The organism is Dolichospermum sp. FACHB-1091, assembly GCF_014697585.1.
Lineage (GTDB): Bacteria > Cyanobacteriota > Cyanobacteriia > Cyanobacteriales > Nostocaceae > Dolichospermum.
On record NZ_JACJSB010000020.1, the window covers coordinates 13,925 to 37,111 of the forward strand.

Here is a 23,187-nt window from a genome sequence, read left to right on the forward strand (position 1 = left end):
CTTATGATTTCATCCTATTTTTAAATAGCGTACTCATAATTTTGGGAATTATGGCAGGACATAGTAAATGGGCTAATATTAAACGTCAAAAAGCGGTGGTAGACGCAAAAAGGGGACATATCTTTACCCAGCTATCTCGCGCGATAATTGTCGCAGCTAGAAATGGTATACCAGACCCAGCGGGGAATTTTCAACTACGGACCGCCATTGATAAAGCCAAAGCGGCAGGTATTCCTAATGATAACATTGATAGAGCGATCGCTAAAGGAGCAGGTACTTTTGCTGGTGATTCCTACGGAGATCCTCGCTATCACGACCGTTTAGAAGAAATTCGTTATGAAGGTTATGGTCCGGGTGGTGTCGCAATTTTGATTGAAGCCCTCACAGATAACCGCAACCGTACTGCTGCTGATTTACGGGTGTCCTTTAGTAAAAATGGCGGAAATTTGGGAGAAACCGGTTGTGTCAGTTGGATGTTTTCCCAAAAGGGTGTTTGTGTGGTTGAGGATGTAATTAATGAAGAACAGCTTTTAGAAGCTTCTTTAGGGGGAAATGCTGATTATTATGAAATGATTGCAGACCAAACATCTGAGGTATTTACTGAAGTAACAAATTTAGAGAAACTCAGCCAAGTTTTGAAAGCAAAGGGATTTAAAGTAGTTGATGTAGAAATACGCTGGATTCCTGCTAATCAAGTTGAAGTAACAAATATTGAACACGTGCGATCGCTTTTTAAATTAATTGATACCTTAGAATGTTTAGATGATGTACAAAATGTTATCACTAATTTTGAAATAGCAGATGGTTTAATGGATACAAGTATTTCTTAATGCTTAATTAATATATAGCCTACATTCCGTAGCCCAACTGTCACAGAGGTAAATTACTGAGGTAAAAAAGAGAAACAAGAATAAAAACAGACATCTAAAAACAAAAAAGACCATAAATCACCAAAACTGGCATCAAAGACAAGGATACTTGTAAGCGATTTGGCATATAAAAATACAAATAGAAATTCCCGACCTCTTCGAGAAGTCGGGTATCTGTTACACTAAAGCTGCTACCTTCCCCAACAAACCCTGAAATAAGCGGAAACCGTCGCTATTACCTAATGCTTTATCTGCTGCTCTTTCTGGATGTGGCATCATTCCTAATACATTACCTTGAAGATTGCAAATCCCCGCAATATTGTTAAGCGAACCGTTGGGATTTTCTTGATAACGAAATAAAACTTGTCCGTTGGTTTCAATTTCTGCTAAAGTGGTTTCATCACTGTAAAATCGTCCCTCTCCGTGGGCAATTGGTAAAGTTATCACTTCTCCTTGCGTATAACCATGAGTCCAAGGTAAATTATTACGCTCTACCTTCAAGGGAGAGCGATCGCAAATAAAGTGCAAGTCTTGATTTCTCGTCAATGCCCCAGGTAACAAACCAGACTCAGTTAATATTTGAAACCCGTTACAAATACCGATGACAAACTTACCTTGTTGTGCATGATCAATCACTTGCTGCATAACTGGAGAAAAGCGAGCAATCGCACCACAACGTAAATAATCCCCGTAACTAAAGCCACCAGGAACAATTACCACATCTATATCAGTAATGTCTGTTTCTTGGTGCCAAATCATACGAGTTGGTTGTCCTAGCAAGTCTTTAGTAACATAAGCAACATCACGATCGCAATTAGAACCTGGAAAAACTAAAATACCGAATTTCATAATTAGTCAGTGGTCAGTAGTGAATTAATTACCAAATTACAATTTCAAAATGCTCCCGTTTGTGATTCCACTTCAATCAAATCAAAGCGATAATTTTCGATCACGGGATTTGATAGCATTTCGTAACAAATTTGATTTAAGTCTCGACGCGCTTTCATTTCATCTGGTGCGACAATAATTAACTCAATGTATTTACCAATTCTCACCTGTTCCACATTATCATATCCCATTTGTATGAGGCCAGATTGTACAGCCACACCGGCGGGATCTAATACTGAATTTCTCAAGGTAACAAAAATTTTAGCTAAATATTTTCTTTGCATGAGGCCTTTGCTAAAAGCTGCGATCACTATACTATAACTTTTATGTTGCAACTGAGTGAAAATATAATTAGGATTTAGCAATCTAGGGGTAATTCATCAGTTACCGCTACCATAGATACAAATTTAACAACCCATGAGAAACATTCGCACCCGTAGTCAAGAAAGGATTTTAAACCTGTTAAAAAATATTAAACACAGCATTTCCGCCCAGGATATTTACGTAGAATTACGTAACTTTAATCAAAGTATGGGTTTAGCAACGGTTTACCGTTCTCTAGAAGCACTGAAACTAGAAGGCTTAGTACAGGTAAGAACTTTAGCAAATGGTGAAGCTCTTTATAGCTTAGTACAACAGGATAAACATCACCTAACTTGCTTACAATGCGGTATTTCCATACCCATTAATCAATGTCCTGTCCACGAACTAGAAAGACAATTACAAACCAGTCATGAATTTAAAGTTTTTTATCACACCTTAGAGTTTTTTGGACTGTGTAATAAATGTCAAGGAAATACTTGACTATCACGGATAAAATTACTTAATTAACCGGAAATATTGGTTTTGAGGCTTCCTCATTATCTGATACGATGGAACCGATACCCTCTAGAGTCGCGGGAATGGTACGTGGGTCCACAAAAAGGAAACAAAAGCCGATGGTAAAAAAGCTCTGTCAAACAGAGAACCGATCCAGCTAATAACCAAATCAATGTAAAATTTGACATAATGTTTGTCCTGAAGAATAGATTTATTTAGTTATCTAAAGATAAATTAAGTTATTAGCAAGGAACTTGAGATCCTTGCATAGAGATGATTATCTCACGGAAAATGCCTCACTGAAACGTCGAGTAATTGGTTCAATAATGAAGGTTAAAACCGACTTTTTCCGAGTGACAATTTCGGCGTTAGCAACCATGCCTGGATTAAATTCTACCTCTTGTCCGCGCACATTTAAAGAATGTTTACTTAACTTAATTCTTGTGGGAAAAACCAAACCTAACTCTTTATCAATTGTCGCATTAGGACTAATTTGTAATACTTGACCTTCAACTACACCAAATTCTTGAAAGGGAAAAGTAGCGATTTTAACTTTCGCTTTCATTCCCTGATTAATAAAGCCAATATCACGGTTAAGAACTTTTACCTCCAAGAGCATTTCTTCCCCTTCTGGTAAAATTGATAATAGTTCTTCTCCAGATTGTACTGGACCTTTAGTAGCTTTAATTTTGTAAATTGTACCAGCAACTGGGGCTTTAATAGTTTCTCCGTCTTTTTGTTTTCTAGCTTGTTCTAATTGACCAGCAACGGTGGTTAATTCTTCTTGACGTTTGTTGATTTGGGTGAGAATTTCACTTTGACGTTCTGAGGTTAAACGAATACTTTGATTACGTGCTGTTTGATAAGCTTGTTCTGCTTGATTAATTTCTTGAATTTGAGCAGCAATGTCTTTTTCTAAAGATGTAATTTTATCTTTAGCTTCTGTGAGATTATTTTGAATTTTTGTGATTTCATCTGCACTTCTGATCATCTCTGTCTTAGCACGATTTAATCTTTCCTGAGCCTCTAAATAATCAACTCTGGGTAAAGCGCCTGGTTGAAATAAAGTCCGCAGATTTTCTTCTCTTTGTTGAGCAATTTGTAAATTACTCTCTAACATAGAGCGCAAATTTTTTGTATTTTCTAGGTTTTTTTGAACATTGCTAAAAGTGATTTTAGCATTGGCCAAATTTTCCTGTAAACGACTTAATCTCACTTGGGCTTGATTCATAATTGATTGTTGTCGCTTGGCTTCTGCTACTGCTGCTGCTTGCTTGGCTTTATAGTCTAATAAACGGGAGTTTAAAAGTTCATCCTGGATGATTGTTCCCGCAGTTTTTCCCCCAGAACGTTCGGCTTGTAATCGTTGTAAATCATCTTCGATTAATTTACTAGATTTAGCTAAACGGTTAACATCTGTTTGTTGAAAATTGGGATCTCGTTGAATTAAAATTTGATCTTTAGTAACGCGATCGCCTTCTTTCACTTTTACTGCTAAAATAGAACCATTACCCAAAGCTGTCACCGGTCTAACTTGGGTAGAAGCAATTAATTCTCCTGTTGCTGTGGCTACTTCATCAATTTCTGAAAAATGCGCCCAGGAAATTGTTCCCAATACAATAACACTAATTGTTCCCGCTAACAATCTTGTGTAAAGTGGTGGTAATTCCTGTACAGCTTTACCCAATTCATAAGACAATTTTTCTTCTGGTTTAGCAAATCGCTCTTTTGTCTGACGTGCTTGTACAGCATTTGCAGCTAGGGAAAATTTCATATTCATAATTACTGGGGTTTACTAGTTGTTTTTTATTGAGTTATCCCAATTTTATCTCTGGCCTATAAAACTATAACGGTATGCACTTACATAAGAAAATATTTTTCTCCTTGCTGACGGGTTCTGATATCTGGAATTAACAAAAGAACCGCTATAAATTCTCAAGGAGAAAATGCCGAACCTAATAATTTCTATGACCAATAAATAAAGACTAAATGACTAAATAACTAAATATTTAATAGTAATCTATGGGAATATAAAATACTGTTATCTATGTCACCACTTTTATCATATTCAGATCCTCAACTTCTCCCACAAGTCGGAGATTTTAAAAACATGAGAGTTTTTAGAAAAATTATCTGTATTTCTTTCTACAGTTAGAAGCAATTTTCTCTACAATGTATTTTAATCAGCTAGTAGCTTACTAGCCAAGGAAATAACCAATTAACTATATGATTTACCACAGCGACGCGATTGCATCTCGCCAAGAAGGCAAATTTTCAGGTGTGGGTGGGCTTGACTTATATTACCAAAGCTGGCATCCTGGGGGGGAAGTCAGGGGAATATTGGCCATTGTACATGGGTTGGGAGGACACAGCGGACTTTACAAAACCATAGTTGAGCATTTGTTACCCAGAGAATATGCGGTTTATGCCTTAGATTTACGTGGTCATGGACGTTCATCCGGTCAAAGAGGTTACATTAATACTTGGGCTGAATTTCGTGATGATTTGCAGGCTTTTCTCAAGTTAATTCAACAGCAACAACCAGGATACCCGATTTTCCTGTTGGGACATAGCTTGGGGGGAGTAATTGCATTAGATTATACTCTCCATTATGTCAAAGATCAATCTATATTAGCGGGTGTGATTGGTTTTTCACCTAGTATTGGTCAAGTAGGAGTACCACTGAGTCGCGTAGTTTTAGGTAAGTTATTTTCCCGCGTCTGGCCGCGTTTTTCCTTGCATATTGGCTTAGATTTTAGCGCAGGTTCACGAAATCAGAAAATTTTAGATTCCTATACTCAAGATAAATTACGTCATACCCTCGCTACTGCTAGGTTATCTACAGAGTTTTTCGCTACAGTAGATTGGATTCACACCCACGCGGAAAAATGGCAAGTACCACTATTAATTTTACATGGTGGTGCTGATAGAATCGCTTTACCAGCAGGAAGTCAAATGTTTTATGAAAAGGTGAATTATCCAGATAAGTTAAGAATTGAATACCCTGGTGCTTATCATAATTTACATGATGATATTAATTATTTTGAGGTAATCACTGATTTAGTTGATTGGATGAATAAACACTAACCTGTCACAAAACCTAAATAAATCTCAACAACAATATCATATCCCGGACTTCTCTCACAAGTCCGGGGTTGTGAAATCTCGACCTTCAAACTAACCATGAACACGAAATAGATAAAAACCAGCAAGTACCAAAATAAAAATCATAGTTGCTGAATAAACAATTACATCTTTCACCAGAAAAGAAATCCAATCTTTTCTCAATTCTTGTTTAAACTTGAGTTCTCGTAATTTCCGCTCCAGTTCTATATCTTCTTTCTCAGGTAATCTAATGTAAGGACTAATTTCTAAATCATCAATAATCTCCTCCGTCGGCTCTGGATTTTGCCAATTATCTAATGTAGAATTAGATCCAGTAACGATGATTGGCTGATGATCCTGATTTTGATTTTTTATCTCTTTTCTAATTACCTTTTTAACAATTTTTATAATTAGAGTTTCTAAGTTTTTATCCGCCATATTGAGTGAAATTCAATTTATTTATACCATTTGCTACTCCACCAAAGTACAGATTTATCTGCGGTGAACTTCCTCACCTCTCTCCTGGTCGGAGAAAGGCTGGTCAAACCGTTATTCCCTAGCAGAGAATGAGGTTTAAATTATAGTTCACCGATAATTTCCGGCTGATTTAATTCATCAGACATTTCAATAATTGCTCTCAATACGGGCTTCATTATTGAATCTTCGTTATTTTCAAAATCTTCATAACGTCGGCGTTTAGCACGGTTTGCAACTCGCACCGTAATGCGGTAGCGATTTGAGGCCGCACTAATTAGTTCTTCAGCACGGTGCATGATTTGAGACTGAGTTGCCTCGAATTTAGAACGCTTAAGCATAATTGACGACTCTGGAGATTCTATCCCAGTTTACTCGGATTTTTGAATTTAGGATAATTTTTATTTTTTAACCAATATCCTGTGGAAATTTGCCTAATTACAATGATCAGGCTGATAATTTGCTGTATTTGTTGGATTTGCTGTTGCAGTATCTGATTTTTGAGGTTGAGGTTCTGAATATCTTCTTGAACTAGATAAATATTATCTACTGCTGTATGTAGCACTTCATAACTAGCGCGTTCATATTGATTAAATAAATCTGCTATCAGTGTTAGAGCATCCTTTGCTTGCCATAATTTTTGAGCTAGACAAAGAAGCAGGAGGGAAATGATAATGTTAATCAGGACAACTATAGTTACCATTTTTTATGTTGTTTGCCACTGATTTACCATATTATATAGTCGTAACACGCCCTAATCAAATTGGACTACTGTAAAATTTTGTAGATATTACTTTTCCCGTCACTGCCATGACCGTAAACACAAAAACTATCGTTATATTTGATATAGATGGAGTTATCCGTGATGTGAGTGGGTCCTATCGTCGAGCGCTATCAGATACGGTAGAATATTTTACCGGACAAGCTTATCGTCCCACAGCAATGGACATTGACCACCTCAAATCAGAGGGAATCTGGAATAATGATTGGGAAGCCTCCCAGGAGTTAATTTACCGTCATTTTGTCAGTCAAGGACAGGAGAGGGAACAACTATCATTAGATTATGAAGAGATTGTGACTTATTTTCAAAGCCGTTATCGAGGTACAGATCCTGAAAATTGGAATGGTTATATTTGTCATGAGTCTTTATTAGTAGACCCTAGTTATTTTCAAGAATTAACCCAAAGTGGTATTGCTTGGGGTTTTTTTAGTGGTGCGACTCGTTTGAGTGCTAAATATGTGTTAGAAAAACGTTTAGGTTTAAAAGCTCCTGTACTAATTGCAATGGAAGACGCACCCGGTAAACCAGATCCTACGGGGCTTTTTGCTAGTATTAACCTGTTAACAAATGGTAACGATCAAAAATCAACAGTTGTGTATGTGGGAGACACAGTAGCAGATATGTATACCGTGGTCAAAGCCAAAGCTATAGATAATTCACGGACTTGGTTGAGTGTGGGAGTGTTACCTCCTCACGTTCAGGAAACAGCAGCGGAACGTGAAAATTATGCACAAATGCTGATGAAATCTGGGGCAAATATCGTATTTAATAATGTACAAGAACTAACAATTAAGACAATTTCCAAATTAGAATCATAATTTAGGTATGCGATCGCTGTATGGTAGTGTCAGAGCGATCGCATATTCCGTCTTAATATTTGATTTGATTAGAGAGAATTGGTTGGCCAGTATATACTACCTTTTCAACAATATCAGCGGCGTAATTCAAACCCCCAGCCCTAACAATTGCCTCTTTTAGCCTCACTGCATTTTGTTTGTACGAGGATTCTGTTAATACCCGCTTTATTGTTTTTTGTAGACTTGTAACATCTAAGCGAGACAGTGGTAAAAATTCCCCGGTGCCTGTATAAGCTATGCGAGAAGCAATTCCCGGCTGTTCATTAGTAATCGGAATAGCTACCAGTGGAACTCCACTGCTTAAAGCCGCTAACACTGCATTCATACCACCATGAGTGATAGTGAGAACAGATTGCGAAATCAATTGCTGCTGGGGGGCATAGGGTACGACCAGAGGTGAACCTAGTAGGTTAAAATCTAATTCTTTTATTTCTGGCTGACCTAAAGAAATGACAAGTTGTACATCCAATCCTATAGATGCTTCTGCAATAATTTGAAAAATTTCCTGTTTGCGGTTTTGTAAAGTACCTAATGCAGCGTAAATCAATGGTTTACCATTCAATTTTTCAAAAGGGAAAGGTACTGCTGATAATGAAAGAGGCTCTAATCCTGACGGGTCTTGTAATGGACCAGTATAATGAAATGTTTTGGGTAAACGTATTCGCGGAAAGTCAAATTCAGCAGGTAGCTGGCATATCTGAGCCAATTTTCCAGCAGCATCATCACGACATATATAAGCTGGCAAATTCCATTGACGACGTTGATCTACGACTAATTTCCAGATTTTTTGTGATAATCGATTCAGTAAAAAGTTACCTGCAAGGTTTCGCCAAGAAGACCACCAGGCTGTGTTATAGTCCCAATTGGTAAAGTAAGGTGGAACTCCTGTTTCCCTATTAATGAGAAGGGCATTGCATACACAGATAAAAGGTATTTTTAGGAAGTCGGCAATAGTTCCGCCACCGGTTGTTACTTGATCTACTAACAACACCTCTATTCCTGCTTTCGAGATTGCTGTAGGTCCTTCACTAAACAGCATCTTTGTTTCCTTTTCCAGCCAGTTTATTGTGAAATTTAATGCTGGTATTCCACTTAATTCTCCCAACTGTTTGTACATTGGTTCTAATATTCCAGAGGGAAATTCAGCTTCGCCTATTTTCCAAAATTCTAATCCAGCCTTATTCACCTTAGATTGAACATCGGGTATATGGAATAATGTAACCCGATGACCACGACGTTTTAATTCTCTTCCCAAAACAAACATTGGGTTAAGATGACCTATTGCTGCTGGACAAAGAATACCAAAATGAGTCATAATTGTGTTTTCTATTAATTAGAATCAATTACAATCACATATACCAGAAAACTACCTTACAAATTTAACGTGTAAATATTTTTTTGAGAGTGCTGACCATAATTATCAAACTTAGATTTTAAATTAGATTTTTTTTTAAACTTATCTTATATTTAACTCTCAAAAACCCGAAAAATAATTAACGATTTTACACAATAACTCATGCAGGTATTACCTGGAATATTCCCATTGCGTCATTTTCAGCAAATTAATTAAAAGGTGCGTTAATTAGATAACGTCACCTATTATCATTGGATAATTTATTTTGGGAAATGCTCTTATTTTAATTTCAAAAATTTATCTAAGGCTAATACCATACTTGGCGGCCAACGGCGGATATTTGTCACCCAATTTATATCTTTATAACGAATATCTAATCCATAGGCTGCTACCCAATTACTTTCCGCTTCACCTCTATTTCCTGTCACCCAATAGGCTGCTGTTAATGCGGCTCGCATATCAGCAAACCGGGGATATTTACGGACTATATTTCGCATTTCCCGAATTGCTTTTTCTACTTGATTAGTTTCATATAAAGCTAGGGCGTAATTAGCTCTAGCAAAGGCAAAATTGGGGTTAATTTCTGAGGCTTTTTGGTAATCTAAAATGGCTGCTTCCCATTGTCCTAAACCTGCTTTAGCATTACCGCGATTATTATAGCCCATAGCATCTTGGGGATCTAATTCTAACACACGATTATAATCGGCGATCGCTTCTTCCCATCTCCCTAAACCTTCCAATGCTGTCCCCCGATTCAAATAAGGATCTGTCACATTGGGAGCAAGTTCTACGGCTTTATTATAATCAGCTAATGCTGCTGCTAATTTATTTTGACTAACACGAGAATTACCACGATTACTCCATGCTCCCGCATTGCTGGGAAATTTTTCAATGATTTGTGTCCAATAAGTTTCCGCTGTGACAAAATCACCTTTATTTGTGGCTATAAAGGCCTTAGTAGCTAATTCGTCTCCTATTTGTAACTCTTCTGCGGTTATAGTTTGAGTTTGTGCCATAACGGGTGTATTCCAACTAAAAACCATTAACAAACTCAGAAAAATACCAATTAATTTAATCATCTAAGTAAGTGATATGCAACAAAATTAATAATATAACAAATAGTGGCAAATGGCGATTTTTTTTTACAAACCACTCCAGACCCAGAGTACCCAGATGTAATTATAAACCAGATGTAATTATAAAAAATATAAAAAAAATAAAAAAGGTGTTAATATCTCTTTTATAATTACTGAGAATTTACTCTAAAGGAAACAAAGCAATTGTTTTATCTCCACTCCCCGCAGCCAATACTTTACCATCTGGACTAAAAGCAATTGAGTTAATTACTGCATCATTATACTTGATACTGGAAATTTCTTCTCCATTATCTATTGTCCATATTTTCAGTGTTTTATCTTTACTCGCACTAGCCAATATTTGACCATTGGGACTAAAAGCTAGGGAAGAAATATGATCAGAATGTCCCGATAAGGTTCTTATTTCTTGACTAGTTTCTACATCCCAAAGTTTAATAGTTTTATCTTGACTACCGCTAATTAAAGTTTTTCCGTCTGGACTAAACGCAAGAGAAGTAATTCCTCCAAACCAATCAGAATGTCCTCTTAATGTTTTGACTTGATTTTCAGCTAATACTAAAATTTTGATGGTTTTATCATTACCACCCGCACCACTAGCTAATAGTTTACCATCGGGACTGAAAGCTACACATAAAACCTCATCTGTATGACCCTGAAAAGAGTAAATTTCTTTTCCTGTTTCTAGTGACCACATTTTTACGGTTTTATCTTTACTACCACTAGCTATCAGTTTTCCCAAGGGACTAAATGCGACAGCATACACCCTTTTTTCATGTCCGATAAATGTGTAAATTGCTAGTCCTAGATTTATGTTCCATAATTTAATTGTTTTGTCATCACTTCCACTGATCAAAAACTGACTATCTGGACTAAAAGCTATGGAATTAATCCCCCTAGACGAAGAATATTCTCCATGTCCTTCTAAAATAGAATGTTTCTTGGTTGCTAAATCCCACAATATAATGATTTTATCATCACTTCCACTTGCTAAAAGTTTACCATTTGGACTAAAGTCCACAGAGAGAACTTTATTTTTATGTGTTTTGAGATTATTAAAAAATACTAATTTTCCAGTTTTCTCATCTATTAGAGATTTGGGAGGAGTTAGTTCTAGTGTTTCTGCTGTTTCTTGATCATTATCTTTTGGTTGTAAATTCGATTTATTTTCTACCTGTAACGGTTGTACTAAAGCTGTAAATAAATTATCTAATTCTGTTAACGCATCTAATTTTGTTAATTGTTGGGTAATCACATCAAGGATGTGATGATTTTGGGAAGTTTCACTTTCTTGCTTTTGTTTAATTTCATTTATTTCTTGGTTGTGTTCTGAAATTGTTTGATGTAATTTCTCTGTTGAGTTGTCAATTTCTGTAAATCGGGAATTAATCACTGCAATTTGTTGATTAATCTGGGAAAATTCCCTATTTTGATTTTGTTGATTATTACTTAATTCTGTTAATTGCTGTAAATTGTTTTGATGGTCACTTTCTATAGAGGTTTCAATTTCTGTAAATCGAGAATTTAAGACTTGTATCTGTTGATTAAGTGATAATAATTCAGTTTTCAATTCAGCAATATTGTTTAAATATTCATCTTTTTCAACATTGGAACTCAAGTTTTCTAGGGAAGTATCTAATTGCTGTAAACGATTATTGACAATTTGAATTTTCTCGTCAATAATTTGACTAATTTCTTGTTTATCAGCCTCGATTTTTCCCAAAATTTGATTAATTGCGATCTCAATCCTCTGGTCAATAATTTGACTTAATTGTTGTCTCCAAGTTTCGATTTGTTCTAGTCGTTGATTATATGTATTCATGGTTTTATTTAGTTGATCAAATTCTTCATCTGTATTTTGCAAATTTGTCTGTAATTGGTCAAGTGATTGTAATTGGGAATAATGAAACTGAGGACGATTAACTAAATTTAAAGCCACACTTAAACACAAGGGAATCAAACCATAAGCTACTTGTTGCGTCACTGTAGCTACTATTATTCCTAATATGGACAACCCTAAGCATAGATACTCGCTAACTTTTAGCCACTTATGATTATTCATGTTCCCTGGTATTACTTGTCAAGTAGTGATTATAGCAGACACCCAACTTATTTAAGACGTATTTAAAAAGTGAGGGTCTAGATTTTTAGATTTTTACAGGACTTACGCAAAATATCTCTCAAACCCTCATTTCTCTGTGTTCTCTGTGTCTCTGTGGTTCGTTTATTCCGTAACTCTTGCGTAAGTCCTATTTTACTTTTAATCCACTTACAATAATGATAACTGCTCTTTGGGTGGCTTAAAACCCATGTGTTGATAAGCTGCTTTTGTTGCTATTCTACCCCTTTGTGTTCGGCTTAAATAACCTATTTGCATTAGATACGGTTCATAAACTTCTTCAATGGTTTGGGTGTCTTCCCCCGTAGTAGCAGCAATGGTTTCTAAACCCACTGGACCACCATTAAAGTTTTCAATAATTACACTGAGCATTTTTCTATCTGTCCAGTCCAAGCCACAGGGATCAACTTGAAATAACTGTAATGCTTCTGCTGCTACAGCTTCGTTAATTTCCATCAAGAGTTTTACTTCCGCATAATCACGGACTCTTTTTAAAAGTCTGTTAGCAATTCTTGGTGTTCCCCGCGAACGTTTAGCTATTTCCGTAGCCCCATCTAAACTAACTGCGGTCTCTAATAATTCAGCAGTGCGGAGAACAATCTGAGTTAGTTCTTCAACTTCATAAAAGCGTAACTTTTGAATTAAGCCAAAGCGATCGCGTAATGGTGAAGTTAAAGCTCCGACGCGAGTTGTCGCCCCTACTAAGGTAAATTTAGATAAAGGTATACTTCTAATTCTGGCGCTAGAACCCTTACCTATGGTAATATCTAGGCGGTAATCTTCCATCGCTGGATACAAAATCTCCTCTGTCATCCGGGATAGACGATGAATCTCATCTATGAATAACACATCTCCCGGTTTGAGGTTAACCAATAACCCCACAATGTCCCGTGGTCTTTCCAAAGCTGGGGCGCTGGTAATTTTGTAGTTTACTCCCATTTCCGATGCTAAAATCATGGCCATTGTGGTTTTACCTAAACCTGGAGGTCCATACAACAGCAAATGATCCAAGACCTCATTCCTCGACTTAGCTGCTTTAATGGCTATATCCAAAACATCCTTTAAATCCTGTTGTCCTATGTAGTCAGCAAACCGCTGGGGACGTATACTTTCTTCTGGTTTACCTTGTTCATTAATAGCAGCCTCCGACTGTAACAGACTTTCAGCAGCAGGTACTTTAGCTGATTTCTGTGGCTGTTTTACTTCTTTGTTGGGTTCTGGAGGCTGTTTTTTGGAGGAGATAATTGCCATAATTTTCGGTAATTCAGAAGTTCAGAAATCGGGATTTAGCACCGCTAAACCTTTACAGGAGTCAGGATCTAACACCAGTATAGGATATTTACGGTTACTTTCAATCCAGTGACAATGCCAAAAAATATAAATGTTTACATAAACATTTATATTTACTTTTTAAGGTAATTTATCTGACCTAGTAGATAAGTATCTGAGTCAAAGTAATTCCCTCTTTTAGAAACAAAAAATATCAAAAAATATCTGGATTTCTTGTCTGTTCCCTATTCCCTGTTCCCTGTTCCCTATTCCCTGTTCCCTATTCCCTATTCCCTATTCCCTGTTCCCTGTTCCCTGTTCCCTGTTCCCTATTCTCTATTGTAAATATACAGTTGATTTTGCATCACTACTTACAGAGTTGATAGTTAAGTAGGTGAATGGAAAAAACGACATAAGTAACAAAAAGTAAAGTTGCTCAAAACCTATTTCCTATTCCCTATTCCCTATTCCCTGTTCCCTGTTCCCTGTTCCCTATTCCCTATTCCCTGTTCCCTGTTCCCTGTTCCCTGTTCCCTGTTCCCTGTTCCCTATTCTCTATTGTAAATATACAGTTGATTTTGCATCACTACTTACAGAGTTGATAGTTAAGTAGGTGAATGAAAAAAACGACATAAGTAACAAAAAGTAAAGTTGCTCAAAACCTATTCCCTATTCCCTATTCCCTATTCCCTGTTCCCTGTTCCCTGTTCCCTGTTCCCTATTCCCTATTCCCTATTCCCTATTCCCTTGTCATAACGACAATTTTTAACGCCAACCTACTTAGTAATTCTGACAATTTTCAGTTTTAACCCGGAACACTAAAACAGTAATTGATAATTATTCAGTCCTATTTTTCAATTACACCCATACCTCCTTGAGTATATTTGAGTCTGGACAAGACCCATTGGATCTTGATCCACTCTTGTCATCTATTCCCCAATTGCCTTTACAATTAAAATTCCTAGCAATTACCAGGAGCAAAAAAGTTATTATGTTGTCTAAAAGAATCTTACCTTGTCTAGATGTCAAAGCTGGCAGAGTTGTCAAAGGAATTAACTTTGTTGATCTCAAGGATGCGGGTGATCCGGTAGAACTGGCCAGGGTTTATAATCAAGCCGGTGCTGATGAGTTAGTATTTCTAGATATTACAGCCACTCATGAAGACAGAAACACGATTATTGATGTGGTTTACCGCACTGCTGAACAGGTCTTCATTCCCCTGACCGTGGGTGGAGGAATTCAAACCTTAGAAAATGTTAAAGATTTATTACGAGCCGGGGCTGACAAGGTTAGTATTAATTCTGCGGCGGTCAGAAACCCAGATTTAATTAATCAAGCCAGCGATCGCTTTGGAAATCAGTGTATTGTTGTAGCTATTGATGCTAGATGCAGACCTGATACCGAGAATCCGGGCTGGGATGTATATGTTCGCGGTGGTAGAGAAAATACTGGTATAGATGCTTTAGAGTGGGCTAAAGAAGTAACAAAAAGGGGGGCGGGAGAATTATTAGTTACAAGTATGGACGCTGATGGTACTCAAGCTGGTTATGATTTGGACTTGACAAAAGCGATCGCTAATGCTGTAGAAATTCCTGTCATTGCTTCTGGTGGCGCTGGAAACTGTGAACACATTCACACTGCTTTAACTCAAGGTAAAGCGGAAGCCGCACTGTTAGCATCATTGTTACATTTCGGACAACTCAGCGTAGCACAAATTAAGAATTATTTGCAAGAACGTAATGTTCCTGTTCGTCTTCCTGCTTGATATCAGATCATAGCGACCAACTACCGCCGTCGAACATCAAACACAGTTTTCTGAAAGAGTGTTAAGATAATGGTACTTCTATGAAGAAATATTAAGAAATATGTTGATTCCTATTTTAATCTTTGATGTGGCGCTTGTAGCATGGTCTCTACACCTGATGGAAAAAGCTTTTGAGCATAAAGAATTTTCTTTCATGTTAGCTGGTATGATAGTGGCATTAGCCGCAGTAGCAATGCTGGTGGTCTATTTTTTAATGGGACACTGTATGAGCTATTTGTTACAAATTTCTTAATTAAAATAGAGGTCAAAATGATTCCGTGGACTAGGAAATGATATATAGTTATCATCAACAGAATTAAGGCTTATCTATAGCCATTAGAGAAATTCAATTGTTATATTAAACTAAATCACTAGTATGTTAAGGATTTAGTAACTGTGCGAGATGATTTACAAGAATTGGATATTAGTCATGACGAACTGCAAAAATTGACTAACTTACCTGTTAATAATAAATTAATAATTATTACCGATATTATTCAGGAATTAAGTAGACAATTGCTAAAAAAAGTTAAAGAAACAGAAAATCCAACGTTAGTTTTTGCAGGACTTTCTATTTGCGCTTTTATATATCTGTTGGTAAAGTCATCATTTTTAATACCATTGATTGTCTTTCTTTTTTGGACAGGGGGAAGTATACAAACTATATTGTATTTCCTATGGAAAGGAAAAAGTAGGTTTCTCAAACAACATCAGACAAATTCTTTACGGATTTTATTGAATGATGTAGAAAGATATAATTCCGTGATTAAAGCTATAGATATTAATGACCAAATCGAGGATGCTGGTAATTTAGGAGTGGGTATTCAAGAAAGAGAAAAAGTATTAGCAGCACTGGAACTAACGAGGAATGATTTAATCCGCGCTTTAAAGACTGAGAGAATTTTGCGAGAGAATAAAAGTTTTATTATTACTAATTCTGATTTATTTGCTAATAATTTAGCAACTTTAGCCTCAATGCAAATTACAGAAGAAGCCACAGAACATGGTAAATTATTAAATGAAGCTTTACAAATTTCCTTAGATGTACAACAGGAAATGAAAAAGTTGCAAAATAAAAGTTAAAATCAGAATACAATCATTAGACAATTAATAAATTCTAGCAATGAACTGGCAAGAAATTAGAGGTAATTGGGTCATTATTCCCCGTCACCCCGTGGGGATTATTCACTTTTTAGGTGGTGCATTTGTAGCTACTTTACCACATTTAACCTATCGTTGGTTACTCGAACATCTCGCTGCTAAAGGATATGTAGTGATTGCGACACCTTTCGTGAACACATTGGATCATATAGCGATCGCCAAAAATGTATTAATTAACTTTGAACGCACCCTAGAAAGGTTACAAGAATCAGGAGAAATACGGAAAATTTACCTTCCTACCTATGGAATAGGACATAGTATGGGTTGTAAACTGCATTTACTTATTGGTAGTCTTTTTTCAGTACAACGTGCTGGTAATATTTTAATCTCCTTTAATAACTTTGCTGCGAGTGAAGCTATACCCTTAGTAGAACAGTTAAATTCTCAATTAAATTCCCAATTAGACATTGAATTTACACCTACACCTGCAGAAACCAACCAGATAGTACGCGAAAGTTATCAAATTCGGCGGAATTTATTAATCAGATTTAATAAAGATACTCTAGATCAATCAGCAGACTTAACAAAAATTTTACAAAAACTCTTTCCTGATATGATAACAACACAAACTTTATCAGGAAATCATACCACACCTTTAGGACAGGATATTAAATGGCAACCTGGAAATTCTTTCAGTCCTTTTGATGCTTTAGGACAATGGTTAAAACAAGAAGTTTATCGAGATCTAAATCAATTAAAACAAGTTATGTTATTCTGGTTAAGTCCCCTTTCATGATTCTAATTTAATACTTTCAGAAAATTGAGAAAAGCCTTGATTACTAGGTTATGTTCCCTAAATCAACCTAACAAATATGTTGGGTTTTGCTCCCCTCAACCCAACCTACAAAAAAGTAAAGGTATTGTAATTGATATTTATTTAAAGTGTCATTATATCTCAGGTCATTTGCATATAAATTACATCAAATTTAGGGAAAGATATAAAACTTCTACTCTCTGCACCTCTGCAGGAGATAAATCAAAGATATAATTTTAATTATATTCAGTAACATCCAATGTTTGAAATATTAGTAATTGATGATGATCGCTCCGTACAAATATTTCTGAAAAGAATTTTAGAAAAACAAGGTTATGAAGTGATTACTGCTAGTACGGGAGAAGAAGGAATTTTAAGAACTTTAGATTCACATCCAGCCCTAATTATATGTGATTGGATTATGCCAGGTTTGAGTGGTTTAGAAGTGTGCGATCGCATTAAAAAAGATCCCAGATTATCTACCACATTTTTTATTTTATTAACATCTTTAGATTCAGTCGCTAATCGAGTGAAGGGATTAGATGCTGGTGCTGATGATTTTATCACCAAACCTATTGAACAAAATGAACTACAAGCAAGGGTAAGAGCCGGTTTACGTATACATCAATTAAGTCATGATTTACATACCCAAAAGCTCCTTTTAGAAACGGAATTAGCCGAAGCTACAGAATATGTAAAATCTCTTTTACCTCTACCTCTTAATCACCCTTTGAGTATTAAATTTAAGTTTGTGCCATCACGGCAACTTGGTGGAGATTGTTTTGACTATAATTGGCTTGATCCCGATTCTTTAGCAATCTATTTATTAGATGCTTCTGGCCATGGACTCAAAGCGACTTTACCATCTATTTCCGTATTAAATCTATTACGTTCCCGCGCTCTCAATGATTTAAATTACCATCAACCTAGTGAGGTTTTAGCGGCTTTAAACAATACCTTTCAAATGAATTATCAAAATGATAAGTATTTTACGATTTGGTATGGAGTTTATAATCGAATTAGTCGTCAGTTAACCTATTCTAGTGCTGGACATCCCCCAGCAATCATTCTCTCTGGAAACTCCCTCGTTAACACAGAAGTAAAAAGATTAAAAACTCCAGGAATACCGATTGGGATGTTTCCTGAAGCCAAGTATGTTGATGCTTCTTGTCACATTGAGAAGTCTAGCACCCTTTATATTTTTAGTGATGGTGCTTATGAAATAACTCAATCAAATGGTACTCTTTGGAGTTTAGAAGGTTTAATTCAGATTCTCATTAGCTTACAGTATTCTGTTAATAACCAACTTGATTATATACTGGACTACCTAATTAACTTAAACTCCAAAGAAACATTTGAGGATGATTTATCTATTCTTCAAATCAAATTTGATTAATTAGCTGACAGAAACTAAAAGATTTTCAAAGGTCTCTTGACTAGGAACAATTGTAAATTTGCTATCCATGCCAGTTAATTCAAATAACATTTTAACTTGGTCATTAGCAGAACAAATAACCATCTTGATCCCAAACTCCTGTAAGGTTTTAAATGTTGAAACTAAAGTACCTAAACCAAAACTATCCATAAAGGTGACATTATGACAATCAATCAACACAATTTTTATTCCAGTTGCGATCGCTTCTTTGATATTTTTATGAAATTCCGATGAGGTACTGGCATGAAAATTTCCATTGATTACAATCACTTTTACCTGCTGATTCATAAGATACTAATCTTGATTTAATTTCAGAGTGTTTAGATGGTGATGTTGTTAGTATATACTAAATATTTAGATATTACAAAAAATATTTAGTAAAGAAAAACATCAAGTGTTCTTTAATTAAGAATACATTAATGTTTTTGAAAAATAAAACAGGAAACTTCAAGAGTTTCTGATCAATTTATCAACAGAAAATAAACTTTACATCGGACTTACCCTAGCTCGATATAGCAACTGATCACGTTGCATATAGCCTGCATAACGTACCGTAACTATCTCTCCTGGTTGTGCTGTTCCCTCCAGTAATTGATGCAATTGCGGATTATAGGGGATTTGATCACCCACAGAAGCGATCGCCCTCACACCCCAAGCCTGTAATAATGCCTCTAAAGGCTTATCTACCAAAGGTAATATTTTTACTGCTGCTAACTGATGATCCTCCCTAGCTCTATAAGCCGCTGTTGGCCATTGTAGCAGCAGTGATTCTAATATTTGTAAACTTGACCGCTGAAATTCCTGTTGTAATAATTCCCTTTGTTGTAACATTGACAACGATATTCTTTTATGCTCATTTTGTAATTCTGTTATTTGTTGTAATAAGTCTATATTATAATCTTCACGCTGAGTTTTTGCTGTTTTCAATGATAAACCCTGAACACCAAAAGTTTCTGCCAATTCACCCCCAGATATTTGCAAAACCTGTGATATTTTTAGTAATACCTCCACCCGCATCTGCCGAATTTTTCCCCTCCGTAACTGCAAAATTTGCCACTGAGAAACACCAGCAGCTAGACTCAAGGATTTAAAACTGGTAAAACCGACCTTTTGCATTAAATTTTGCAAATTCTGGGTGAAGTCAGCTTGGGACATGGGCAAAAGCGTATAAGGCGTTAATAGCCATTATACCCCCTTATATGGCTTTATTCTTCTAGTCAACTTCCGAGCATCCTTTGAAGATAATGACTTTTACAAAAGGCGTAATGGTATCATAGAAGCGTATAAGCGAAAAACATATAATTAGGTAATAGGCAAAAGGGTTAATTATTGAAAATCTTGCCGATAGCATAAGGGTAATCAGAATTAGTCTTCATGAAAATATTTTTTTGGCGTTCTTCCTACAGATTAATCACAACCCTGTGCTTGTTGGGATTGACTGCTGCATCAGAACCAGTAAGCAAGAATCAGGATGTAGAATTGCAAATTGGCATTGTGCAGCGATTTGGGGCTAAACCCACCGACAAATTAGAATTAGCCCCCACAAAAGGCGATCGCTTAACATTAAAATTTGTGGTTGATAATCAGCAGCAAACCTTAACCACCGACCAACCCATTCGGTTAGCAACAGTTATGGAAACCTTGATCCAACGGGAGATTAAGGAAGTATTAGTTTTGGGTGACTTCCGTACCTTTGAAACAGCCGAAGATAGCGCCAACCACTGGCGCTCCCAGGGGATAGAAGTGGAAATAGCCCAGCCAGAACGCTGGCAAGTATGGGCAAAACGGGACGTTTACAGCACTCCCTTAATTCGCCGTTTGCTATTACAAAGTATAAAAACATCTGGCGATCAAAATGCTTATTTAGCCACAAATATTCGTCAACAAGTACCAAAAATTACTTGGAGTGTCAATGGCAAAAAGTACAGTCCAAATTATCTAGAAGTAAGTACAGGTAAAGACATAATTAAGGTCAAGACAGGTGATCAATCCAAAACAACCCCCCAAAAAAACTTCAACTATGGGGGAAGAATGACTTTACAGCCCAATGCTTACGGGAATTACACTTTAGTCAATACAGTACCATTAGAAACCTATATTCGTGGTGTTTTACCCTATGAAATTGGTACAAACGCGCCAAAAGCAGCCCTAGAAGCACAAGCCATTATTGCTCGCACCTATGCCTTACGTAATGTCCGTAGATTTGCAGTAGATAATTATCAGTTATGTGCTGATACTCACTGTCAAGTTTATCAGGGACTCAGCGGAGTTGCTAAAAATACAGATCAGGCCATTGCCTCTACTAGAGGTCAGGTTCTTACTTATAAGAATGAAATAGTTGATGCTTTGTATTCTTCCACTACAGGTGGTGTAACTGCTAACTTTAGCGATATTTGGAATGGTGAAGACCGTCCCTATTTAAAACCAGTTATAGACGCTGCTAATAGTAATATTTGGAACTTGTCTAATCAGAATTTAGCAGATGATCAGAATTTCCAGAAATTCATCGCCCTCAAGGACGGATTTAATGAGAGTACATGGGATGTATTCCGTTGGCGCCGAGAAACTGATATCAATACAATTACCAAAGACTTGCAGAAATTTTTACGAGCTAAAAAAAGCCCTGACAGCAAATTCCAAACAATTCAGGCCATGTCTATCGTTAAACGCAGTCCCAGTGGCAGAATTTTAAAATTAGCTGTAAAAACGGATATCGGTATTTTTACTTTACAAAAAGATGAAGTTCGCAGTGCTTTTGCAGCACCCATTAGCACGCTTTTTTATATTGAACCTCTTAACAAAGGACAAAGGAATATTTGGGGATATGCTTTTATCGGTGGTGGCTTAGGACATGGCGTGGGTTTGAGTCAAACAGGCGCTCAGAATTTAGCCAAGTTAGGTTGGTCTAGCGCCAAGATTCTAGAATTTTATTATCCTGGTACTAAAATTAAAGGCAGTAGGTAATTGGGGAATTGGTAGAAAATCTGAATCAGTAGATCATCCCCAATCCCCGGACTGAATTATTATTGCTAATAGCCAGATAGCTAAAGCTTAGTAGATGTCTTCTTCTTTATGGGTATAGATTTCAACATTAGAAGTAGGTCTAGCAACACAAGTTAAAACATATCCAGCTTCGATTTGATCATCATCTAAGAAAGACTGATCAGATTGGTCAACAGTACCGGATTTGATTTTACCCGCACAGCTTGAACAAGCGCCAGCGCGACAGGAGTAGGGTAAGTCTAATCCTTGATCTTCGGCAATATCTAGAATATATTCATCTTCGGGAACTTCAATAGTTGTGTCTAAACCTTCGGCTTCGTTGATAAGTCTCACTTTGTAAGTAGCCATTTAATTATCCTCTCTTGTGAAATCGGCTCTATAAGTTATTTTGATGCAAGTAATAGAGCTATTCTGATAGAATTAGCCGCTAGTTAAAATTTGCTTCAATTCTGATACTAAGGGAAAAGTTACAATTTATAACAGAAAATCGCACCCGATTAGAAATGAAATTTATTTACAGAAGACTAATAAGTTTTTATTATCTAAAACAGGATTTTAGATAGATGTCAATAGATTTTCGATTGACTCCACACTCTAGGGTAGAGCTTGAGGATTTTAGATTGGCGCAACATTGGATTAGTTCCGTCCTGAAGGGGCAGAGCTTGTACCGAAAATTCCCAATCTAAAATCTAAAATCTAAAATCTAAAATTTTTTGGTCAAATTACATCTTGGTGAGTGGGACTGATGAAAATGCGCGGTACTGATAGAATGAAACGATATTTGTGAATGAAGTTGCTGCTATCGCTAACAACTGACTAAAATTAAAGGTAGTAGGGAATTGGGTAATTTGTAGAAACTCTGACTCAGTAGATCCCAATCCCCGTACTGAATTATTATTGCTAATAGCCAGATAGCTAAGGCTTAGTAAAGGTCTTCTTCTTTGTGGGTTTCGATAGTCACATCAGAAGCAGGATAAGCAACACAAGTCAGAACATATCCAGCTTCGATTTGATCATCATCTAAGAAAGACTGATCTGATTGGTCAACTTTACCGGAAACGATTTTACCCGCACAGGTTGAACAAGCGCCAGCGCGACAGGAGTAGGGTAAATCTAGACCAGCTTCTTCCGCTGCATCTAGAATATAGTCATCATCTTTAACTTCAAGAGTTGTGTCTAAACCTTCGGCTTCGTTGATAAGTCTCACTTTGTAAGTAGCCATTTAATTATCCTCTCTTGTGAAATCGGCAGTATAAGTTATTTTGATGCAAATAATAGGGCTATTCTGATAGAATTAGCCGCTGGTTAAAATTTGCTTCAATTCTGATACTAAGGGAAAAGTTACGATTTATGACGGAAAATCAAACCCGATTAGAAATGAAATTTATTTACAGAAGACTA

General features: G+C 36.4%; 24 protein-coding genes and 1 pseudogene. 10 read left to right on the plus strand and 15 right to left on the minus strand.

The window, feature by feature from the left end:
• The first annotated feature begins 50 nt into the window (after positions 1 to 50).
• Positions 51 to 830: a YebC/PmpR family DNA-binding transcriptional regulator gene (locus tag H6G25_RS13765; protein ID WP_190392964.1), complete on the plus strand. Its 780-nt coding sequence runs from the start codon at positions 51 to 53 to the stop codon at positions 828 to 830.
• 216 nt (positions 831 to 1,046) lie between these two features.
• On the opposite strand, the gene purQ is transcribed toward H6G25_RS13765, so the two are convergent.
• Positions 1,047 to 1,718 carry a phosphoribosylformylglycinamidine synthase subunit PurQ gene (gene purQ, locus H6G25_RS13770; protein ID WP_190392965.1) on the minus strand — a complete coding sequence of 224 codons (672 nt, stop codon included), beginning with the start codon at positions 1,716 to 1,718 and terminating at the stop codon, positions 1,047 to 1,049.
• 44 nt (positions 1,719 to 1,762) lie between these two features.
• Positions 1,763 to 2,041 carry a phosphoribosylformylglycinamidine synthase subunit PurS gene (gene purS, locus H6G25_RS13775; RefSeq protein ID WP_190392966.1) on the minus strand — a complete coding sequence of 93 codons (279 nt, stop codon included), beginning with the start codon at positions 2,039 to 2,041 and terminating at the stop codon, positions 1,763 to 1,765.
• A gap of 133 nt (positions 2,042 to 2,174) precedes the next feature.
• Between purS and H6G25_RS13780 the strand changes: the two genes are divergently transcribed.
• Entirely contained in the window at positions 2,175 to 2,561 is a 387-nt protein-coding gene (locus tag H6G25_RS13780) for a Fur family transcriptional regulator (protein WP_190392967.1), read from the plus strand.
• A gap of 114 nt (positions 2,562 to 2,675) precedes the next feature.
• Here H6G25_RS13780 and H6G25_RS21240 read toward each other — a convergent pair.
• Together H6G25_RS21240 and H6G25_RS13785 are read right to left on the minus strand one after the other, a co-directional pair.
• Positions 2,676 to 2,764: pseudogene (locus H6G25_RS21240) on the minus strand (NfeD family protein); the annotation flags it as partial.
• An 89-nt stretch (positions 2,765 to 2,853) separates the two neighbouring features.
• Positions 2,854 to 4,350, minus strand: coding sequence for an HlyD family efflux transporter periplasmic adaptor subunit (locus H6G25_RS13785; protein WP_190392968.1), 1,497 nt, complete (start codon positions 4,348 to 4,350; stop codon positions 2,854 to 2,856).
• Between the two features lie 452 nt (positions 4,351 to 4,802).
• Here H6G25_RS13785 and H6G25_RS13790 point away from each other — a divergent pair, with 452 nt between their 5' ends.
• Positions 4,803 to 5,663, plus strand: a complete 861-nt coding sequence (locus tag H6G25_RS13790; RefSeq protein ID WP_190392969.1) for an alpha/beta hydrolase — start codon at positions 4,803 to 4,805, stop codon at positions 5,661 to 5,663.
• Between the two features lie 90 nt (positions 5,664 to 5,753).
• Here H6G25_RS13790 and H6G25_RS13795 read toward each other — a convergent pair whose 3' ends face one another.
• The 3 genes from H6G25_RS13795 to H6G25_RS13805 form a co-directional block, all read right to left on the minus strand.
• The gene (locus H6G25_RS13795) at positions 5,754 to 6,119 is read right to left on the minus strand and encodes a hypothetical protein (RefSeq protein WP_028084018.1); all 366 of its coding nucleotides are present in this window, start codon (positions 6,117 to 6,119) and stop codon (positions 5,754 to 5,756) included.
• Between the two features lie 140 nt (positions 6,120 to 6,259).
• Positions 6,260 to 6,496 (minus strand): DNA-directed RNA polymerase subunit omega, encoded by a 237-nt coding sequence (locus H6G25_RS13800; protein WP_137909147.1) that lies wholly within the window; start codon positions 6,494 to 6,496, stop codon positions 6,260 to 6,262.
• Positions 6,497 to 6,516: 20 nt separating this feature from the next.
• Positions 6,517 to 6,858 carry a hypothetical protein gene (locus tag H6G25_RS13805; RefSeq protein ID WP_190392970.1) on the minus strand — a complete coding sequence of 114 codons (342 nt, stop codon included), beginning with the start codon at positions 6,856 to 6,858 and terminating at the stop codon, positions 6,517 to 6,519.
• Between the two features lie 107 nt (positions 6,859 to 6,965).
• On the opposite strand from H6G25_RS13805, the gene H6G25_RS13810 reads away from it, so the two are divergent.
• Entirely contained in the window at positions 6,966 to 7,754 is a 789-nt protein-coding gene (locus tag H6G25_RS13810) for a TIGR01548 family HAD-type hydrolase (RefSeq protein WP_190392971.1), read from the plus strand.
• A 52-nt stretch (positions 7,755 to 7,806) separates the two neighbouring features.
• On the opposite strand, the gene H6G25_RS13815 is transcribed toward H6G25_RS13810, so the two are convergent.
• From H6G25_RS13815 to ruvB, 4 genes are all read right to left on the minus strand, one after another.
• Positions 7,807 to 9,108 (minus strand): nucleotide disphospho-sugar-binding domain-containing protein, encoded by a 1,302-nt coding sequence (locus tag H6G25_RS13815; RefSeq protein ID WP_190392972.1) that lies wholly within the window; start codon positions 9,106 to 9,108, stop codon positions 7,807 to 7,809.
• A gap of 317 nt (positions 9,109 to 9,425) precedes the next feature.
• Complete coding sequence (locus H6G25_RS13820) at positions 9,426 to 10,226, minus strand: tetratricopeptide repeat protein (protein WP_190392973.1); 801 nt, start codon at positions 10,224 to 10,226, stop codon at positions 9,426 to 9,428.
• Positions 10,227 to 10,404: 178 nt separating this feature from the next.
• A complete protein-coding gene (locus tag H6G25_RS13825) occupies positions 10,405 to 12,303 on the minus strand; it encodes a WD40 repeat domain-containing protein (protein ID WP_190392974.1) in 1,899 nt (632 codons plus the stop codon).
• A gap of 207 nt (positions 12,304 to 12,510) precedes the next feature.
• Positions 12,511 to 13,611, minus strand: coding sequence for a Holliday junction branch migration DNA helicase RuvB (gene ruvB / locus H6G25_RS13830; RefSeq protein ID WP_190392975.1), 1,101 nt, complete (start codon positions 13,609 to 13,611; stop codon positions 12,511 to 12,513).
• Positions 13,612 to 14,620: 1,009 nt separating this feature from the next.
• Here ruvB and hisF point away from each other — a divergent pair.
• The 5 genes from hisF to H6G25_RS13855 all read left to right on the plus strand — a co-directional run bounded on the left by hisF (position 14,621) and on the right by H6G25_RS13855 (position 18,744).
• A complete protein-coding gene (hisF, locus tag H6G25_RS13835; RefSeq protein WP_028084025.1) occupies positions 14,621 to 15,394 on the plus strand; it encodes an imidazole glycerol phosphate synthase subunit HisF in 774 nt (257 codons plus the stop codon).
• A 100-nt stretch (positions 15,395 to 15,494) separates the two neighbouring features.
• The gene (locus tag H6G25_RS13840; RefSeq protein WP_028084026.1) at positions 15,495 to 15,686 is read left to right on the plus strand and encodes a hypothetical protein; all 192 of its coding nucleotides are present in this window, start codon (positions 15,495 to 15,497) and stop codon (positions 15,684 to 15,686) included.
• A gap of 143 nt (positions 15,687 to 15,829) precedes the next feature.
• On the plus strand, positions 15,830 to 16,516 hold the full coding sequence (locus H6G25_RS13845) for a hypothetical protein (RefSeq protein ID WP_190392976.1): 687 nt from the start codon (positions 15,830 to 15,832) through the stop codon (positions 16,514 to 16,516).
• Positions 16,517 to 16,556: 40 nt separating this feature from the next.
• A complete protein-coding gene (locus H6G25_RS13850; RefSeq protein ID WP_190392977.1) occupies positions 16,557 to 17,330 on the plus strand; it encodes a DUF1350 family protein in 774 nt (257 codons plus the stop codon).
• Positions 17,331 to 17,607: 277 nt separating this feature from the next.
• Entirely contained in the window at positions 17,608 to 18,744 is a 1,137-nt protein-coding gene (locus H6G25_RS13855) for a SpoIIE family protein phosphatase (protein WP_190392978.1), read from the plus strand.
• Here the strand turns inward: H6G25_RS13855 and H6G25_RS13860 are convergent, their stop codons facing one another.
• Together H6G25_RS13860 and grpE are read right to left on the minus strand one after the other, a co-directional pair.
• Complete coding sequence (locus H6G25_RS13860) at positions 18,745 to 19,071, minus strand: STAS domain-containing protein (RefSeq protein WP_190392979.1); 327 nt, start codon at positions 19,069 to 19,071, stop codon at positions 18,745 to 18,747.
• 198 nt (positions 19,072 to 19,269) lie between these two features.
• A complete protein-coding gene (gene grpE / locus H6G25_RS13865; RefSeq protein ID WP_190392980.1) occupies positions 19,270 to 19,938 on the minus strand; it encodes a nucleotide exchange factor GrpE in 669 nt (222 codons plus the stop codon).
• Between the two features lie 219 nt (positions 19,939 to 20,157).
• Between grpE and H6G25_RS13870 the strand changes: the two genes are divergently transcribed.
• Complete coding sequence (locus H6G25_RS13870; protein ID WP_190392981.1) at positions 20,158 to 21,747, plus strand: SpoIID/LytB domain-containing protein; 1,590 nt, start codon at positions 20,158 to 20,160, stop codon at positions 21,745 to 21,747.
• Between the two features lie 87 nt (positions 21,748 to 21,834).
• Here the strand turns inward: H6G25_RS13870 and H6G25_RS13875 are convergent, their stop codons facing one another.
• Both H6G25_RS13875 and H6G25_RS13880 read right to left on the minus strand, forming a co-directional pair.
• Positions 21,835 to 22,134, minus strand: coding sequence for a ferredoxin (locus H6G25_RS13875; RefSeq protein ID WP_190392982.1), 300 nt, complete (start codon positions 22,132 to 22,134; stop codon positions 21,835 to 21,837).
• A gap of 574 nt (positions 22,135 to 22,708) precedes the next feature.
• Positions 22,709 to 23,008: a ferredoxin gene (locus H6G25_RS13880; RefSeq protein WP_028090810.1), complete on the minus strand. Its 300-nt coding sequence runs from the start codon at positions 23,006 to 23,008 to the stop codon at positions 22,709 to 22,711.
• Positions 23,009 to 23,187 lie beyond the last annotated feature (179 nt).

Excerpts from the sequence above, each read along its gene's own strand:
- H6G25_RS13765 (WP_190392964.1), top strand. The coding sequence starts at position 51 with ATGGCAGGACATAGTAAATGGGCTAATATTAAACGTCAAAAAGCGGTG.
- purQ (WP_190392965.1), bottom strand. The coding sequence starts at position 1,718 with ATGAAATTCGGTATTTTAGTTTTTCCAGGTTCTAATTGCGATCGTGAT.
- purS (WP_190392966.1), bottom strand. The coding sequence starts at position 2,041 with ATGCAAAGAAAATATTTAGCTAAAATTTTTGTTACCTTGAGAAATTCA.
- H6G25_RS13780 (WP_190392967.1), top strand. The coding sequence starts at position 2,175 with ATGAGAAACATTCGCACCCGTAGTCAAGAAAGGATTTTAAACCTGTTA.
- H6G25_RS13785 (WP_190392968.1), bottom strand. The coding sequence starts at position 4,350 with ATGAAATTTTCCCTAGCTGCAAATGCTGTACAAGCACGTCAGACAAAA.
- H6G25_RS13790 (WP_190392969.1), top strand. The coding sequence starts at position 4,803 with ATGATTTACCACAGCGACGCGATTGCATCTCGCCAAGAAGGCAAATTT.
- H6G25_RS13795 (WP_028084018.1), bottom strand. The coding sequence starts at position 6,119 with ATGGCGGATAAAAACTTAGAAACTCTAATTATAAAAATTGTTAAAAAG.
- H6G25_RS13800 (WP_137909147.1), bottom strand. The coding sequence starts at position 6,496 with ATGCTTAAGCGTTCTAAATTCGAGGCAACTCAGTCTCAAATCATGCAC.
- H6G25_RS13805 (WP_190392970.1), bottom strand. The coding sequence starts at position 6,858 with ATGGTAACTATAGTTGTCCTGATTAACATTATCATTTCCCTCCTGCTT.
- H6G25_RS13810 (WP_190392971.1), top strand. The coding sequence starts at position 6,966 with ATGACCGTAAACACAAAAACTATCGTTATATTTGATATAGATGGAGTT.
- H6G25_RS13815 (WP_190392972.1), bottom strand. The coding sequence starts at position 9,108 with ATGACTCATTTTGGTATTCTTTGTCCAGCAGCAATAGGTCATCTTAAC.
- H6G25_RS13820 (WP_190392973.1), bottom strand. The coding sequence starts at position 10,226 with ATGATTAAATTAATTGGTATTTTTCTGAGTTTGTTAATGGTTTTTAGT.
- H6G25_RS13825 (WP_190392974.1), bottom strand. The coding sequence starts at position 12,303 with ATGAATAATCATAAGTGGCTAAAAGTTAGCGAGTATCTATGCTTAGGG.
- ruvB (WP_190392975.1), bottom strand. The coding sequence starts at position 13,611 with ATGGCAATTATCTCCTCCAAAAAACAGCCTCCAGAACCCAACAAAGAA.
- hisF (WP_028084025.1), top strand. The coding sequence starts at position 14,621 with ATGTTGTCTAAAAGAATCTTACCTTGTCTAGATGTCAAAGCTGGCAGA.
- H6G25_RS13840 (WP_028084026.1), top strand. The coding sequence starts at position 15,495 with ATGTTGATTCCTATTTTAATCTTTGATGTGGCGCTTGTAGCATGGTCT.
- H6G25_RS13850 (WP_190392977.1), top strand. The coding sequence starts at position 16,557 with ATGAACTGGCAAGAAATTAGAGGTAATTGGGTCATTATTCCCCGTCAC.
- H6G25_RS13855 (WP_190392978.1), top strand. The coding sequence starts at position 17,608 with ATGTTTGAAATATTAGTAATTGATGATGATCGCTCCGTACAAATATTT.
- H6G25_RS13860 (WP_190392979.1), bottom strand. The coding sequence starts at position 19,071 with ATGAATCAGCAGGTAAAAGTGATTGTAATCAATGGAAATTTTCATGCC.
- grpE (WP_190392980.1), bottom strand. The coding sequence starts at position 19,938 with ATGTCCCAAGCTGACTTCACCCAGAATTTGCAAAATTTAATGCAAAAG.
- H6G25_RS13870 (WP_190392981.1), top strand. The coding sequence starts at position 20,158 with ATGAAAATATTTTTTTGGCGTTCTTCCTACAGATTAATCACAACCCTG.
- H6G25_RS13875 (WP_190392982.1), bottom strand. The coding sequence starts at position 22,134 with ATGGCTACTTACAAAGTGAGACTTATCAACGAAGCCGAAGGTTTAGAC.
- H6G25_RS13880 (WP_028090810.1), bottom strand. The coding sequence starts at position 23,008 with ATGGCTACTTACAAAGTGAGACTTATCAACGAAGCCGAAGGTTTAGAC.